At 66.7% G+C, this 15,550-nt stretch carries 13 protein-coding genes; 5 read left to right on the top strand and 8 right to left on the bottom strand.

The features are described from left to right. Positions 1-20: 20 nt before the first annotated feature. The 5 genes from accB (at position 21) to QMO14_RS12360 (ending at position 5,413) form a co-directional block, all read left to right on the top strand. On the top strand, positions 21-494 hold the full coding sequence (accB, locus tag QMO14_RS12380; protein WP_301507509.1) for an acetyl-CoA carboxylase biotin carboxyl carrier protein: 474 nt from the start codon (positions 21-23) through the stop codon (positions 492-494). A 120-nt stretch (positions 495-614) separates the two neighbouring features. Then, positions 615-1,964: an acetyl-CoA carboxylase biotin carboxylase subunit gene (gene accC / locus QMO14_RS12375; RefSeq protein ID WP_125948340.1), complete on the top strand. Its 1,350-nt coding sequence runs from the start codon at positions 615-617 to the stop codon at positions 1,962-1,964. 19 nt (positions 1,965-1,983) lie between these two features. Then, complete coding sequence (prmA, locus tag QMO14_RS12370) at positions 1,984-2,877, top strand: 50S ribosomal protein L11 methyltransferase (protein ID WP_301507508.1); 894 nt, start codon at positions 1,984-1,986, stop codon at positions 2,875-2,877. An 85-nt stretch (positions 2,878-2,962) separates the two neighbouring features. After that, on the top strand, positions 2,963-4,450 hold the full coding sequence (locus QMO14_RS12365) for a zinc-ribbon and DUF3426 domain-containing protein (protein WP_301507507.1): 1,488 nt from the start codon (positions 2,963-2,965) through the stop codon (positions 4,448-4,450). A gap of 60 nt (positions 4,451-4,510) precedes the next feature. Continuing rightward, positions 4,511-5,413 carry a carbohydrate kinase family protein gene (locus QMO14_RS12360; protein ID WP_301507506.1) on the top strand — a complete coding sequence of 301 codons (903 nt, stop codon included), beginning with the start codon at positions 4,511-4,513 and terminating at the stop codon, positions 5,411-5,413. 90 nt (positions 5,414-5,503) lie between these two features. Here QMO14_RS12360 and QMO14_RS12355 read toward each other — a convergent pair whose 3' ends face one another. The 8 genes from QMO14_RS12355 to QMO14_RS12320 all read right to left on the bottom strand — a co-directional run. Continuing rightward, positions 5,504-6,016, bottom strand: a complete 513-nt coding sequence (locus QMO14_RS12355) for a histone H1-like DNA-binding protein (RefSeq protein ID WP_301507505.1) — start codon at positions 6,014-6,016, stop codon at positions 5,504-5,506. Between the two features lie 196 nt (positions 6,017-6,212). Next, positions 6,213-7,460 (bottom strand): ribonucleotide-diphosphate reductase subunit beta, encoded by a 1,248-nt coding sequence (locus tag QMO14_RS12350; protein WP_301507504.1) that lies wholly within the window; start codon positions 7,458-7,460, stop codon positions 6,213-6,215. Between the two features lie 192 nt (positions 7,461-7,652). Beyond that, entirely contained in the window at positions 7,653-10,571 is a 2,919-nt protein-coding gene (locus tag QMO14_RS12345; RefSeq protein ID WP_301507503.1) for a ribonucleoside-diphosphate reductase subunit alpha, read from the bottom strand. 350 nt (positions 10,572-10,921) lie between these two features. Next, on the bottom strand, positions 10,922-11,533 hold the full coding sequence (ampD, locus tag QMO14_RS12340) for a 1,6-anhydro-N-acetylmuramyl-L-alanine amidase AmpD (protein WP_301507502.1): 612 nt from the start codon (positions 11,531-11,533) through the stop codon (positions 10,922-10,924). Beyond that, entirely contained in the window at positions 11,520-13,097 is a 1,578-nt protein-coding gene (locus QMO14_RS12335; RefSeq protein WP_301507501.1) for a sigma-54 dependent transcriptional regulator, read from the bottom strand. Before QMO14_RS12335 ends, ampD begins: the two co-directional genes overlap by 14 nt. Positions 13,098-13,102: 5 nt before the next feature. After that, positions 13,103-14,800: a nitrogen regulation protein NR(II) gene (locus QMO14_RS12330; protein WP_301507500.1), complete on the bottom strand. Its 1,698-nt coding sequence runs from the start codon at positions 14,798-14,800 to the stop codon at positions 13,103-13,105. Continuing rightward, positions 14,797-15,054 carry a PP0621 family protein gene (locus QMO14_RS12325; RefSeq protein ID WP_301507499.1) on the bottom strand — a complete coding sequence of 86 codons (258 nt, stop codon included), beginning with the start codon at positions 15,052-15,054 and terminating at the stop codon, positions 14,797-14,799. The genes QMO14_RS12330 and QMO14_RS12325 overlap by 4 nt, the downstream gene beginning before the upstream one ends. 1 nt (position 15,055) lies before the next feature. Beyond that, positions 15,056-15,550 (bottom strand): inner membrane protein YpjD (locus QMO14_RS12320; RefSeq protein WP_301507498.1); only part of this gene is annotated, 495 nt, incomplete at its 5' end.

The raw sequence follows: 15,550 nt of genomic DNA, 5'->3' as shown, positions 1-15,550 counted from the left end.
ACAGCCGGCACTGGAGTCCCATGGATCTGCGCAAACTCAAGACACTGATCGATCTGGTGTCCGAATCGAATATTTCCGAGCTGGAAATCACCGAAACCGAAGGCAAGGTTCGCATCGTCAAGGGCGGCGGCGCCGCTCCGGTGCAGTATGTGCAAACCCTGGCAGCGCCTCAGGCCGCTGCCGCCGCGCCGGCCGCAGCGGTCGGCGTCGTGGCGGCACCCGCCGTTGCCAGCGCTGCGGCGGCCGAAGCCGCGCCGTCGGGCCACGCGGTGAAATCGCCGATGGTCGGCACCTTCTACCGTTCGTCGAGCCCGGGCGCCGCCGCGTTCGTCGAGGTGGGCAGCAAGGTCAACGAGGGCGACACCCTCTGCATCATCGAGGCGATGAAGATCCTCAACGAAATCGAGGCCGACAAGTCCGGAACCATCACCCAGATCCTCGGTGAAAACGGCCAGGCGGTCGAATACGGACAGCCGCTGTTCATCATCGAGTAAGCATGTTCAAGAAGATTCTGGTTGTGAACCGGGGGGCTCGCGCCTCGGCGCGGACGGGCGAAGGCCGTCAAATTGCCATGGCACGCGCAGCGTGCGGGCGATGCAGCCGCGGGGGCGCACATGTTTAAGAAGATCCTGGTTGCCAATCGCGGCGAAATCGCCCTCCGGATTCAGCGTGCCTGCAGCGAGCTCGGCATCAAGGCCGTGATGGTCTATTCGGAAGCCGACCGCGACGCGAAGTACATCAAGCTCGCGGAAGAGGCTGTCTGCATCGGTCCGGCCCCCTCGGCGCAGAGCTATCTCAACATGCCGGCGATCATCTCGGCGGCCGAGGTGACGGACGCCGAGGCGATCCACCCCGGCTACGGCTTCCTGAGCGAGAACGCCAACTTCGCCGAGCGCGTGGAGCAAAGCGGCTTCCAGTTCATCGGCCCGACGCCCGACAACATCCGCACCATGGGCGACAAGGTGTCGGCCAAGCAGGCGATGATCAAGGCCGGCGTGCCCTGCGTGCCCGGCTCCGAGGGCGAGCTTTCGGACGATGCCGCCACCAACAAGCGCATCGCGCGCGCGATCGGCTACCCGGTCATCATCAAGGCGGCTGGCGGCGGCGGTGGCCGCGGCATGCGCGTGGTGCACACCGAGGCCGCGCTGGTCAACGCGATCCAGATGACCAAGGCGGAGGCCGGCGCGGCCTTCAACAATCCGGCCGTGTACATGGAGAAGTTCCTCCAGAACCCGCGCCACATCGAGATCCAGGTGCTGGCCGACAAGCACAAGAACGCCGTCTACCTTGGCGAGCGCGACTGCTCCATGCAGCGCCGCCACCAGAAGGTGATCGAGGAGTCTCCCGCGCCCGGCATCCCGCGCAAGCTGATCGAGAAGATCGGCGAGCGTTGCGCCGCAGCGTGCAAGAAGATCGGCTACCGCGGTGCCGGCACCTTCGAGTTCCTGTACGAAAACGGCGAGTTCTACTTCATCGAGATGAACACGCGCGTGCAGGTGGAGCACCCGGTGACCGAGTTCACCACCGGCATCGACATCGTCAAGACGCAGATCATGGTCGCGGCCGGCGAGAAGCTGCCGTTCACGCAGCGCCAGATCCAGATGCACGGCCACGCCATCGAGTGCCGCATCAACGCCGAAGACGCCTGGAAGTTCACGCCGTCGCCCGGCCGCATCACCATGTGGCATCCGCCGGGCGGCCCGGGCGTTCGCGTCGACTCGCACGCCTACACCAACTACTTCGTGCCGCCGAACTACGACTCGATGATCGGCAAGATCATCGTCTACGGCGACACGCGCGAGCAGGCCATGGCCCGCATGCGCACGGCGCTGAACGAGACGGTGATCGAAGGCATCCAGACCAACATCCCGCTGCACCGCGAGCTGATGGTCGACGCCAAGTTCATGAGCGGCGGCACCAACATCCACTACCTCGAAGAGTGGCTGGCCGCGCACAAGCGCTGATACGGAAAGCGAAAGCGCGATGTTCGAACTCCGCCTGATGGCGCCTGAAGACCGGGTCGAGACGCTGTGCGAAGCGCTCGATGCGCTCGACGCATTGAGCGTGTCGGTGGAAGACGCCGACGCGCAGACCGATGCCGAGCAGGCGCTGTTCGGCGAGCCGGGCATGCCGCCGCCCAAGGAGGGCTGGCAGCGTTCGCGCGTGATCGCGCTCTTTCCCGACGAGGCGCAGGCCAGGGACGCCGCTTCGGTGCTCGCGCTGCAGGACTTCTTCGACGAAGGCTGCGAGGTGCTCGGCATCGCAACGGTGCCCGAGCAGGACTGGGTGCGCCTGACGCAATCGCAGTTCGCGCCCGTCGAAGTCACGCCCGAGTTCTGGATCGTGCCGACCTGGCACGAGCCGCCCGAGCAGGCGAAGCAGGTCATCAGGCTCGACCCGGGCCTGGCCTTCGGCACCGGCACGCATCCGACCACCCGCATGTGCCTGCGCTGGATCGCGACGCACGGCGAAGGCGCCCTGGCTGGCAAGCGCGTGCTCGACTACGGCTGCGGCTCCGGCATCCTGGCGATCGGCGCCGCGAAGTTCGGCTCGACGGACATCGACGCCGTCGACATCGACGAAGCAGCGGTCTCCTCGACCGTGCTCAACGCCGAAGCCAACGGCGTGAAGCTCAAGGCCGGCCTGCCCGATGCCGCCAGGGGCGAGTACGACATCGTGCTGGCCAACATCCTGGCCACGCCGCTCAAGCTGCTCGCGCCGCTGCTGCGCGGCCATGTGAAGGCGGGCGGATCGCTCGTCATGGCCGGCATCCTCGAGCGCCAGGCCGACGAACTCAAAGAAGCCTACGCGCCGTACGCGGCGCTCGAAGTCAGCGACAGCGAGGACGGCTGGATCCTCATGACCGCTCGCTGCTGAGCTGCCGGCGGAGCACCCGGCCGGCTTCTTGCGTGGCCCTGAGCCCCCTCGCATGGCGAGGGCTCAACCCTACAATCGCCCGGTCATGAGTCTCGTCACGCGCTGCCCCGCCTGCACCACCACCTTCAAGGTGGTGCGCGACCAGCTTCGCATCTCGGACGGCTGGGTGCGCTGCGGCCGCTGCAGCAACGTGTTCGACGCGACGCTCGACCTGCACGAAACATCGGAAGGGGCGGGCGGCACCGCAGTGACGCCTGTATCGCCTGCAGTGCAAGGCAGTGGCTTCATGCCGGGGCTGGTCGAGCAGCCTTCCGCTTCGCCCCCATCGGCGCCGCCCCCCTCATCTCCAGCCGAACGCGAAGAGCTGGAACAACCCCTGTCGTCATCCGTCGAGGATGCCGACTTCTTCGACGACGAGCCCGAGCACCAGCGCCAGCGCAAGGATTGGCTTGTGGACGAAGAGCATCTGCTTGCGCCGGATGCACTGGTGCTCGACCACACGCCGAAGACCGTGCCGCCGGCACAGTCGCCGCCCCCTGCGCCGGCCTCGCCGCTGCCTGCCTTCTCGCTGACCTTGCCTGAGCACGGCATTGCCGCCGACGAGCCATGGTCGGACCTCGACGTCACCCAGCCCGCCTGGAAGCCGCCGCCGAGCACGCTGCCGCCGTTTCCGAACATCGACCTGAATCTCGCGTCTCCGCCGCCTGCGCCGCCACCGCCGGCGCCGCCGCTGCTGGACAAGCCGCGCCTCGTCAAGACGCGCGCACTCATCGAGCGCGCGAGCGACGAGAGTGAGGACGGCGGCGCGGCGGACGAACGCGAGCAGCTCGAGAAGGACCACGACCAGGTGCGGATGCAGAAGGCGCTGCGCCGCGCCCGCGCCAAGTCGGCCAAGATCGCGAGCGCCAAGGCGCGCGAGGAGCGCGCCGCCGCGAAGGCCTCGGCCGTGGTGGTCCGCGAGCAAACCGAAACCGAAAGCGGACCCGGCGAGCCCGACCCGGTGCTTTCGCCGATCTTCGAGCCGCCGCCTGGGCATCCTTTCGCGGAAGACGGCGAGCAGCCGGAGAGGTCTTCGGGCTTCTGGCAGCGCAAGGGCGTGCGCGTGGCGCTGGTCCTGCTGTTGGCGCTTGCGGTGCTGCTGCTCGTGTTCCAGATCGTTCGCCATGAGCGCGATGGCATCGTCGCGCGCCAGCCCAATCTGCGTCCCGCGCTCGCTGCGCTGTGCCAGTACACGGGCTGCGAGATTGGAGCGCTGCGCCAGATCGGCGACATCGTGATCGAAGGCGCGGCCTTCGCACGCGAGAAGAGCGGCGGCAACGACTACCGCCTGAGCTTCACCCTGCGCAATGGGTCCACGGTGCCGCTCGCCATGCCGGCCGTCGAACTCTCGCTGCTCGACACGCAGGAGCGTGCCGTGGTACGCCGCGTGCTGATGCCGGCGGACTATGGCGCACCGGCGGTGCTGCCTGCGCGTGCGGATCGCGCGGCCTCGCTGCCCCTGACACTGTCCGCTTCGGAGGCCGCGGCGCTGCCGCCTGTCGCGGGTTACCGCGTCGAAGCTTTCTATCCCTGAGCGGGGCGCGCGTGCGCGTCCTTCTTGCTTTCATCCACTCAACACAACCAACGGCTAACCATGGCAGCAGTGATTTGCGGTTCCCTCGCATTCGACACCATCATGACTTTCGAGGGCCGGTTCGCCGACCAGATCCTTCCTGACCAGCTGCACATCCTCAATGTGTCGTTCCTGGTGCCGACGCTGCGGCGCGACTTCGGGGGCTGCGCGGGCAACATCGCCTACAGCCTCAATGCGCTCGGCGGCACGGCGTTGCCCATGGCCACGCTCGGCAACGACGGTGCCACGTACCTCGAGCGCATGCGCTCGCTGGGCATCAGCACGGAGTTCGTGCGCCAGCTCGACGACACCTTCACCGCGCAGGCGATGATCATGAGCGACGTCGACAACAACCAGATCACCGCCTTCCACCCCGGCGCGATGCAACAGGCGCACGTCACCAAGGTGGCGGCGCGCGAGGACATCAAGCTCGGCATCATCGCCCCCGATGGCCGCGACGCGATGCTGCAGCACGCGGAGCAGTTCGCCGCCGCGGGCATCCCCTTCGTGTTCGATCCGGGCCAGGGGCTGCCGATGTTCGACGGCGAGGCGCTGCGCCATTTCGTCGATCTGGCGAGCTGGGTGGTGGTGAACGACTACGAAGGAAAGATGCTGTCGCAGCGCACCGGCTGGAGCCTGGCCGAGATATCGAAGCGCGTGCGCGGCCTGGTGGTCACGCTGGCGGCCGAGGGCTGCGAGATCTGGACCGACGGCGAGCGCGAGCACGTGCCGGGCGTGGTAGCCACCGAGGTGGTCGAGCCCACGGGTTGCGGCGATGCATGGCGCGGCGCGTTGCTCTTCGGCCTGGAAAAGGGCTGGCCGCTCGCGCAGTGCGCGGCGCTGGGCAACAAGGTCGGCGCGATCAAGATCGCGCAGCGTGGCCCGCAGAACTACGAGATCGATCGCAAGGCGCTGGGCGTCTGATCTTCCCTCTGACAGAGTGCCTGAAAGGGCGATAAAAAAGCCCGGCACCGTGAGGTGCCGGGCTTTTTGCCTTCAAGGCCGCTGAGAAACTCAGGGCTTGCTGGCCGTGGGGAACGGCCATGCTGCCTGGGGATTCAGCGTCGTTTGCGCCGCAGGGGCAGGCGCTACGGCGGCAGCCTTGGCAGGGGCAGCGGCCTTGGGGGCCTTCTTCGCAGCAGGCTTCTTGGCAGCAGGCTTTTTCGCGGCTTTCTTGGCCGCAGCCTTTTTCGCAGGGGCCTTCTTGGCGGCAGCCTTCTTCGCAGGCGCCTTCTTGGCGGCGGCCTTCTTCGCAGGCGCCTTCTTGGCAGCGGCCTTCTTCGCCGGTGCTGCCTTCTTCGCTGCTACCTTCTTGGCGGGAGCCTTCTTGGCAGCGGCCTTCTTCGCCGGTGCTGCCTTCTTCGCTGCTACCTTCTTGGCAGGAGCCTTCTTGGCAGCGACCTTCTTCGCCGGTGCCTTCTTCGCTGCTACCTTCTTGGCAGGAGCCTTCTTCGCGGCGACGGCCTTCTTTGCCGGAGCCTTCTTTGCAGCGGCTTTCTTGGCCGGAGCTTTCTTTGCAGTTGCCATTTCTATTTCTCCTTGATCAAGTTGAAAAAATCAACCTATTGAAGCACTCCACGCACGTTGGGTAACGTGAAGCGATTCATGGTGTTGGAATCTTTGCTCCAGCACCATGAACACCTGAGCTCTCGTCCATGCCGCGCTCTTCGGCGCGATCGTTGGCAAGAGCAATTCTTGAATTCATTAATTCTTGTCGAAAGATTCAATCCCAGGAGAGCGCGCCACCCGACTGGTATTCGATCACGCGGGTTTCGAAGAAATTGCGCTCTTTCTTCAGGTCAATCATTTCGCTCATCCAGGGGAACGGATTTTCCTCGTTCGGGAAGAGCGTTTCGAGGCCGATCTGCTGTGCACGCCGGTTGGCGATGTAGCGCAGGTAGCCTTTGAACATGGAGGCGTTCATGCCGAGCACGCCACGGGGCATGGTGTCTTCGGCGTATTTGTATTCGAGTTCGACGGCGCGCAGGAAGAGCGCCTTGATCTCGGCCTTGAACTCCGCGGTCCAGAGACCTGGGTTCTCGAGCTTGAGCTGGTTGATCAGGTCGATGCCGAAATTGCAATGCATCGACTCGTCGCGCAGGATGTACTGGTACTGCTCGGCGGCGCCGGTCATCTTGTTCTGGCGGCCCAGCGCGAGGATCTGCGTGAAGCCGACGTAGAAGAAGAGGCCTTCCATCAGGCAGGCGAACACGATGAGCGACTTGAGCAGCTTCTGGTCGGCCTCGGGCGTGCCGGTGTGGAAGTTGGGGTCGCTGATGGCGTCGATGAACGGGATCAGGAACTGGTCCTTCTCGCGGATCGAAGGCACCTCGTTGTAGGCGTTGAAGATCTCGCTCTCGTCCAGGCCGAGCGACTCGACGATGTACTGGTACGCGTGCGTGTGGATCGCTTCCTCGAATGCCTGGCGCAGAAGGAACTGGCGGCACTCGGGCGCCGTGATGTGGCGGTAGGTGCCCAGCACGATGTTGTTGGCGGCCAGCGAGTCGGCGGTCACGAAGAAGCCGAGGTTGCGCTTGACGATGCGGCGCTCGTCTTCGCTCAGGCCGTTCGGGTCCTTCCAGAGCGCGATATCGCGCGTCATGTTCACTTCCTGCGGCATCCAGTGGTTGGCGCAGGTGGCGAGGTACTTCTCCCACGCCCACTTGTACTTGAACGGCACCAGCTGGTTGACGTCGGTCTGGCCGTTGATGATGCGCTTGTCGGAAGCCTTGACGCGCTGGGTGGATTGGATGGTGGCGGCAGGCGTTGCTGCTGCGGTGGCAACCGGGCGCACCGCAGCGCCGTCATCGAGCGTGCTGAATGTGCGGAGGGCGGGTTGCGCGATCGACGAAGTCGGAGCGTCCACCGAACGGCCTGCGGGCAAGCCGCTGGTCGATGCGCTGTGGTGCTGCAAACCTTGTTGCATATCCTTTGGTAAGGAGGGCTTGACTTCTTCGTCCCAGGTCAACATAGAAAAATCCAATGCTCAAATTATCGGAGTAACGATGTGAGTTGCAAAGTGCTCGTTCACATCGCACGCCATTTATGTGGTTGTTATGTTGCTCGCATGCATCGCGCGATGTCAGTCAATGGCTTCATTGAATGAGCGTCGCGCGATTTTTCGCATGCACCTCACTGATTCACAGTCGCGAGCATCGACGCGTTATTGGCACGCTTCGCAGGTCGGATCGTCCACGCCGCAAAACGCGATGTCGGTGGCGGGGATCGCGCTCATCTGGGCCTTTGCAGCGGCAGCAGCGGCTTCGAGCGCGCTCATGCCGGAAGCGGATGACTCGCTGCCCGACGACACCGCGTTGAGGCGGCCCGACTGCACCGTCGACTTCTCGGCGTGCGTCGCGCTCTGCGTGCGCAGGTAGTAGGTGGTCTTCAGGCCGCGCAGCCATGCGAGCTTGTAGGTGTCGTCGAGCTTCTTGCCCGATGCGCCGGCCATGTAGATGTTCAGCGACTGCGCCTGGTCGATCCACTTCTGGCGACGCGCGGCGGCTTCCACCAGCCACGTGGTTTCCACTTCGAACGCGGTGGCGTAGAGCGCCTTCACGTCCTGCGGCACGCGGTCGATCGGACGCAGCGAACCGTCGAAGTGCTTCAGGTCCATGACCATCACGTCGTCCCACAGGCCCAGGCGCTTCAGGTCGCGCACCAGGTAGTGGTTGATCACGGTGAACTCGCCCGACAGGTTCGACTTGACCGAGAGGTTGCCGAAGCAGGGCTCGATCGAAGCGTCCACGCCGATGATGTTCGAGATGGTCGCGGTCGGGGCGATGGCCACGCAGTTCGAATTGCGCATGCCGTCGGCCTTGATCTTCTGGCGCAGCGCGTCCCAGTCGAGGGTGGCCGAGCGGTCGACCTCGACGTAGCCGCCGCGTGCCTTTTCCAGCAGGTCGAGCGAGTCGATGGGCAGGATGCCCTTGTCCCACAGCGAGCCCTTGTAGCTCGAGTACTTGCCGCGTTCGCGGGCCAGTTCGGTCGAGGCCCAGTAGGCGTGGTAGCAGATGGCTTCCATCGACTCGTCGGCGAACTGCACGGCTTCCTGCGAGGCGTAGGGAATGCGCAGTTCGTACAGCGCGTCCTGGAAGCCCATCAGGCCCAGGCCGACCGGACGGTGGCGCAGGTTCGAGTCGCGCGCCTTCTTCACGGCGTAGTAGTTGATGTCGATCACGTTGTCGAGCATGCGCATCGCCGTGGAGATCGTCTTCTTGAGCTTTTCCTGGTCGACCTTGCCGTCCTTCAGATGCTGCAGCAGGTTCACCGAACCCAGGTTGCACACGGCGGTTTCGGTGTCGCTGGTGTTCAGCGTGATCTCGGTGCAGAGGTTCGACGAGTGCACCACGCCGGCGTGCTGCTGGGGCGAGCGCACGTTGCAGGCGTCCTTGAACGTGATCCAGGGGTGGCCGGTCTCGAACAGCATCGTGAGCATCTTGCGCCACAGGTCGGTCGCCTGGATGGTGCGCGCGGGCTTGATCTCGCCACGGGCAGCCTTTTCCTCGTAGGCGACGTAGGCCTTCTCGAACTCGGCGCCGAACAGGTCGTGCAGGTCGGGCACGTTGGAGGGCGAGAACAGCGTCCAGGTGCCCTTTTCCATCACGCGGCGCATGAACAGGTCGGGGATCCAATTGGCCGTGTTCATGTCGTGCGTGCGGCGGCGGTCGTCGCCGGTGTTCTTGCGCAGCTCCAGGAACTCCTCGATGTCGAGGTGCCAGGTTTCCAGGTACGTGCAGACGGCACCCTTGCGCTTGCCGCCCTGGTTCACGGCCACGGCCGTGTCGTTCACCACCTTCAGGAAGGGCACCACGCCCTGCGATTCGCCGTTCGTGCCCTTGATGTGGCTGCCGAGCGCGCGAACGCGGGTCCAGTCGTTGCCCAGGCCGCCGGCGAACTTCGACAGCAGCGCGTTTTCCTTGATCGACTCGTAGATGCCGTCCAGGTCGTCGGGCACGGTGGTCAGGTAGCAGCTCGACAGCTGCGAGCGCAGCGTGCCGGCGTTGAACAGCGTGGGCGTGCTCGACATGAAGTCGAACGACGACAGCACTTCATAGAACTCGATGGCGCGGGCTTCGCGGTCGATTTCGTTCAGCGACAGGCCCATGGCCACGCGCATGAAGAAGGCCTGCGGCAGCTCGATGCGGGTCTTGCGCACGTGCAGGAAGTAGCGGTCGTACAGGGTCTGCAGGCCCAGGTAGTCGAACTGGTTGTCGCGCTCGGCCTTCAGCGCCGCGCCCAGGCGGGGCAGGTCGTACTGCAGCAGCTTCTCGTCGAGCAGGTCGTTGTCCACGCCCTTCTTGATGAACTGCGGGAAGTAGTCGGCGTACGCGGTGGCGCGCTCGGCAGGCATCACTTCGCGGCCGACGATCTCCTTGAAGATCGTGTGCAGCAGCAGGCGTGCAGTGGCGAAGGTGTAGTCGGGGTCTTTCTCGATCAGCGTGCGGGCCGCCAGGATCGAGGCCTTGTAGACCTCGTCGAGCGGCACGCCGTCGTACAGGTTGCGCATCGTCTCGGCGACGATGGGGGCGGCCGTGATGCTGTCGCCCAGGCCTTCGCAGGCCGACTCGATCAGGCTCTTGAGCTCGTTCAGGTCGAGCGCGACCAGCTCGCCCTTGTCCAGCACATGCAGCGCGGGAGCGGCCGGCACTTCCTGCTCGCCCTGCTTCGAGCGTTCCTGCGTGCGGCGTTCGCGGTACAGCACGTAGGCGCGGGCGATCTCATGGTGGCCGCCGCGCATCAGGCCGAGTTCGACCTGGTCCTGCACGTCCTCGATGTGGAAGGTGCCGCCGCCCGGACGCGAACGCACCAGCGCGCGGATCACGCCCTGCGTGAGCACGTCCACCGTCTCGCGAACGCTGGCCGAAGCCGCGCCCTGCGTGCCGTGCACGGCCAGGAAGGCCTTCATCATCGCGATGGCGATCTTGTTCGGCTCGAAGGGCACGACGGCGCCGTTGCGGCGGATGATCTGGTAGTGGGCCAGGTTCTGGCCGGCGGGGGAGCCAGCAGTGTCTCGCTGCTGTTGCAATGGCGTGGAGGGAACGGCACGCGGGGTCGATTGGGGGTTCAGGGCTGTTTGCATTCGCTTCCTCTCGGTTGGCAATTCTTGTTGGATGGCGGCACCTGGCCCGGCGCCGCGCCGGTGTATGGGGCCGGACGGAGGACACTATATCTAGGGTGCAGGGGGCATACAACCCACTAGATGTAGCGTTTTCTAATGGATACAAGGATTGCCGGTATTACTTCCGCAATAGAACACCTGCAGAGATGCCCCATGAATACTGGTCCATGGTCCCGCAACCCGCATGAGCCGTGGCTTGCAGGCCGATTTGGGCCTGCAGGGCGCATGGTTGCTGCATTGCGCGCCTGAAACTTTCTCTTTGCTGCGGCGCGGGAGCGGCGCATCGCAAGGCGCTGCGCGATTGAAAAAAATTAGCGCCGGATCACCTGCTCGGGAAACATCTGTGGATTCCAGCCGAGCTGTTCGCGCAGCAGGCGCCAGTCGAAGCCGGTGCCCGGGTCCTGCTTGCGGCCCGGCGCGATGTGCTCGTGGCCGGCGATGTGCGCGACCGGAAAGTGCTGCGCGACGGCGGCGCACAGGCTGGCGAGCGTCTCGTATTGCGGCTCTTCGAAGGGCTGGCCTTCCAGGCCCTCGAGCTCGATACCGATGGAGTCGTCGTTGCAGTTGCCGCGGCCACGCCAGGACGACACGCCCGCATGCCAGGCGCGGTCGTCGCAGCTCACGAACTGCCAGAGTTCGCCGTTGCGCCGCACGTAGAAGTGCGACGAAACCTCCAGCCCGCGAATCGACTGGAAGTAGGGGTGCGCGTCCCAGTCGAGCCGGTTTGTGAAGAGCCGCTGCACCGCATCGCCGCCGTACTCGCCGGGTGGCAGGCTGATCGAGTGCAGCACGATGAGGTCGATCTGCGCGCCCTGCGGCCGGGGCCCGAAATTGGGCGAGGGCAGCGCCTTCGCGAAGCGGTACCAGCCGGCCTGCCAGAGTGCGTCGCCGGGCGCCGCGGGGGCTTCTTCACTCGTCGGCATGGCTGCTGCTCGCGCCATCGTCGCCGTTGGGCGTGGTGATGCCCAGCCGCGCGATGCGGTAGCGGATCTGGCGCAGGCTCATGCCGAGCCGCGCGGCGGCCGCGGTGCGGTTGAAGCCGCTCTCGTGCAGCGCGCGCACGAGAATTTCGCGTTCCTGCTGGTCGAGGTAGGCCTGCAGGTCGGAAGGCAGCGGCGGCGGTGCGGCCTTGGGCGGTGCCACCACTGGTGCGCTCGGCGCCGGTGCCGGCACTGCCAGTGCCTCGGCACCGATGGGCGACAGCGGCGCCGGCGTGGAAGACGCAGCAGCTTCGGCCGCGGCCGTGAAGCCGCCCATCAAATCCAGATGCAGCTCGTCGCCATCGTTCAGCGCCACCGCGCGGTGCAGCAGGTTTTCGAGTTCGCGCACGTTGCCGTTCAGCGGATGCTGCGCGAGGCGGCGCAGCAGCTCGTCCGACAGGTGCGGCACCGGCAGGCCCCCGTCCTGCGCGATGCGCGAGAGCAGGGCGCTGCACAGCGCGGGCAGGTCCTCGCGGCGGTCGCGCAGCGCGGGCACCGCGATCTCGATCACGTTGAGGCGGTAGAAAAGGTCTTGTCGGAAGCGCCCGGCCTGCACCTCGGCGTGCAGGTCCTTGTGGGTGGCGCTGACGATGCGCACGTCGACGGCATCTTCCTGCGTCGAGCCGATCGAGCGCACGCTGCGCTCCTGGATCGCGCGCAGGAGCTTCGACTGCATGGCCAGCGGCAGGTCGCCGATCTCGTCGAGAAAGAGCGTGCCGCCGCGCGCGGCCTGGAAGTAGCCGTCGCGGTCCTGCGAGGAGCCGGTGTAGGAGCCCTTCTTCGCGCCGAAGAACTCGGCCTCGAGCAGGTTCTCGGGAATCGCGCCGCAGTTCACCGCGACGAACGGGCCTTCGCTGCGCTGGCTGCAGGCATGCACCGCGCGCGCGACCAGTTCCTTGCCGGTGCCCGACTCGCCGCGCACCAGCACCGGCGCCATGCCGCGCGCCACCTTGGCGATGCGCGACTTGACCAGCCGCATCGGCTCCGATTCGCCCACGAGGCGGTCGAGCGCGGCGATGCCGGTGCCGGACGTGACCGGTGCCGCCTCGCCAGCGGCATTGCCAGCATTCGAGGGGACGGCCTGCGCGGCCTTGGCCGCCGGCTGAGGTGCCGTTCGCGCCTGCACGGCGGAAGCCACGACCGCGCGGAACTGCTTCAGGTCGACCGGCTTGGTGAGGTAGTCGAAGGCGCCGGCCTTCAGTGCTTCGACCGCGTTCTCGGCGGAGCCGTAGGCCGTCATCACCACGCAGCGCTCGCTGCGCTGGTCTTTCTGGATGCGGTGGATGATCTCCATGCCCTGTCCGTCGGGCAGCCGCATGTCGGTGATCACCGCGTCGAAGCGCGCGGCCTCCAGGTGCTGCCAGGCTTCCGAGACGCTGCCTGCCGCCTCCACGCGATAGCCCTCGCGCAGCAGCGTCAGTTCGTACAGCGTGCGCAGGTCGGGCTCGTCGTCGATGACCAGGATCTGCGCTGGCCGCTGGCTGGAAGAAGAGGGGGGGGTACTCACGGGCGCTATTGTGTCAGCCGGTTTTCGCTGGGGGCGAAGCTGACGAAGAATTCGTTGCCCTCCGGCCCGCCCGGCACCAGCGCGCGGCGCTCGTAGCCGATGGTGGCGCCATGCCGCCGGCACAGCTCACGGCACAGGAAAAGGCCCAGCCCGCTGGAGCGGCTCTCGGAGGAGAAGAAGGGCTCGAACAGGTGCCGCTGCACCGCGGGCTCGAGCGGCGCGCCGTCGCTCCACACCATCAGGCTCGGCCGGGCGACGCCGCCTCGCTGCATCGCGGTCAGCACCTGGATCGCGCCTTCGCGCGTGCTGGCGTAGCGCGATGCGTTGTCCAGCAGGTTCACGATCAGGCGGCGCAGGTGCTCGGCGTCGAAGCGCACCTCGCTCGCGGCCGCATCGAGCGACACCAGCACGCCCTTGCGCTGCGTCTGGCGCACCCATTCCTCGGCCAGCACCTGCACGGCCGGGTCGAGCACCAGCTGCTCGCCCAGCGAGAGCACGCGCTGCTGGCGCGCGCGGGAGACGTCGAGCACGTCGTCCACGATGCGCGCGAGGCGCTGCGCGTTGTGCTGAACCATGCTCGTGAGCTTGCGGTGCGCCGGGTCGGTCAGGTCTTCGTTGAGCAGCGCGCTGGCCTGCGTGATGGCGGCCAGCGGATTGCGGATCTCGTGGGCCACGGCCGCCGACATGCGGCCCATTGCCGCCAGCTTCTCGGTGCGGATGCGGGCCTCGAGCTCGCGCAGGTCCTGCAGGAACATCACGCACAGGCTGTCCGCGCGCTTCTCGCTGGTGGGCGTGAGCCGTGTGCGCACGCGCACCTCGCGCGCCGCGCCGCGCGTCTGCGCCACCGGGATTTCCTCGGTCTGCGGCGCCCGGCGCGCGAAGGTCTGGCGCGCCAGAGCTGCGAGTGCATGCCAGGCAGGCTGGGCATGCAGCGGGAAGGGCAGCGTCAGCCTGGCCAGGCCCTGGCCGAGGATGGCGTCGGCCGCCGGGTTCGCTGCGTGCACCAGGCCTTCGGCGTCGATCACCAGCACGCCTTCGCTCAGCGTCTCGATCACCAGGTCGTTGACCTGCGCCTGCATCTGCGCGCTGCTGCGGTTGCGCTGCGCCACCGCTTCCTCGCGCGCGAGCCGGCGGGCCATTTCGTGGGCGAGCAGCGCCACCACGAAGAAGCCGGTTCCGGTGAGCGCCGCCTGCACGAAGCGCGGCGACGAATCAACCGGCTGCTGCAGCCAGTGCCAGCCCGCGTCGGCCAGCAGCAGCAGCGTGACGCTGGCGGTGGTGCCCAGGCTCACGATCATGCTGCCCAGCACCGCGCTCATGAGCACCGGCAGCGCGAAGAGCGGCGTGTAGTTGACGTTGCCGCCCTGCAGCACCTGCAGCGCGGTGAAGGCCGCCAGGTCGATGCCGATGGTCATCAGCCACGGTGTGGTGAAGCCGCGGATCGGCGGCTGGAAGCGCGAGTAGCGCATGCCCAGCCAGGTCGCGGCCAGGTAGAGGGCTGAGACGGCGATGGCTGCCGTCTGCATCGTCTGCCCGATCGCGAAGGCCACGCCCTGCAGCAGCACCAGCACCAGCGCGACGAAGCAGCGCGCCCCCATGAAGCCGCGCCAGAGCCTGCCCAGCGCGGAGCTTTCGGCCGGGCCCTGGTCGAGCACGTCCCAGTCGGTGACCGGCTCGCCGCGCGACCAGAGGGGTGTGCTCATTGCCTGGCGGCTGCTTCGCGGTGCGCGGTGCTGCAGTAGACCGCGCCGCCTGGGCCGGCGACGGCTTCGGTGGCCGGCAGGTGCAGTCCGCAGTGTGCGCAGCGCACCATCGCCTGCGGTGGTCCGGCCGGTGCGGGCTTGCGTTGTGCCTTGGCTGTTCGCTCGCGCATGGCGTCCCGCATTTCTTCGCGCCGGTTCTTGCGCCAGAGCCAGATCGCGACCCAGAGCACCGCGAGGACGAGGAGGTATTTCATTTCAGACGGGGGGGCGCGCGAGAACCACTTCGAGCACGAAGCGCGAACCGACGTAGGCCAGCAGCAGCAGCGCCGAGCCGGCATAGAGCACGCGGCGCGCGGTGCGCCCGCGCCAGCCGAAGCGGGCCCGGCCGATCAGCAGGATCGCGAAGGTGATCCAGGCGAGCACCGAGAAGATGGTCTTGTGGTCCCACTTCCAGGCACGGCCGGCCAGCCCGTACAGCTGCTCGCTGAAGAGCAGCCCGGCCAGCAGCGTGGCCGACAGCAGCACGAAGCCGGCGGTGACGAAACGGAAGGTGAGCCGTTCGAGCGTGAGCAGCGGCACGCCGCCCTGCGGCTCGGCGGTGGCCAGCCGGATCTGCTTTTCGGCGCGGGTGATCAGCCAGGCATGCACCACGGCGGCGCCGAACAGGCCGTACGAGGCGATGCCCAGCGCCAGGTGCAACGGCAGCCATGGCGAGGCCGTCACGTGCAGCGGCGTGCCGGGGAACAGGAT

Source organism: Variovorax sp. CAN15 (assembly GCF_030462475.1).
Classification (GTDB): domain Bacteria; phylum Pseudomonadota; class Gammaproteobacteria; order Burkholderiales; family Burkholderiaceae_C; genus Variovorax.
This window is presented reverse-complemented; position numbering and strand designations above follow the sequence as displayed.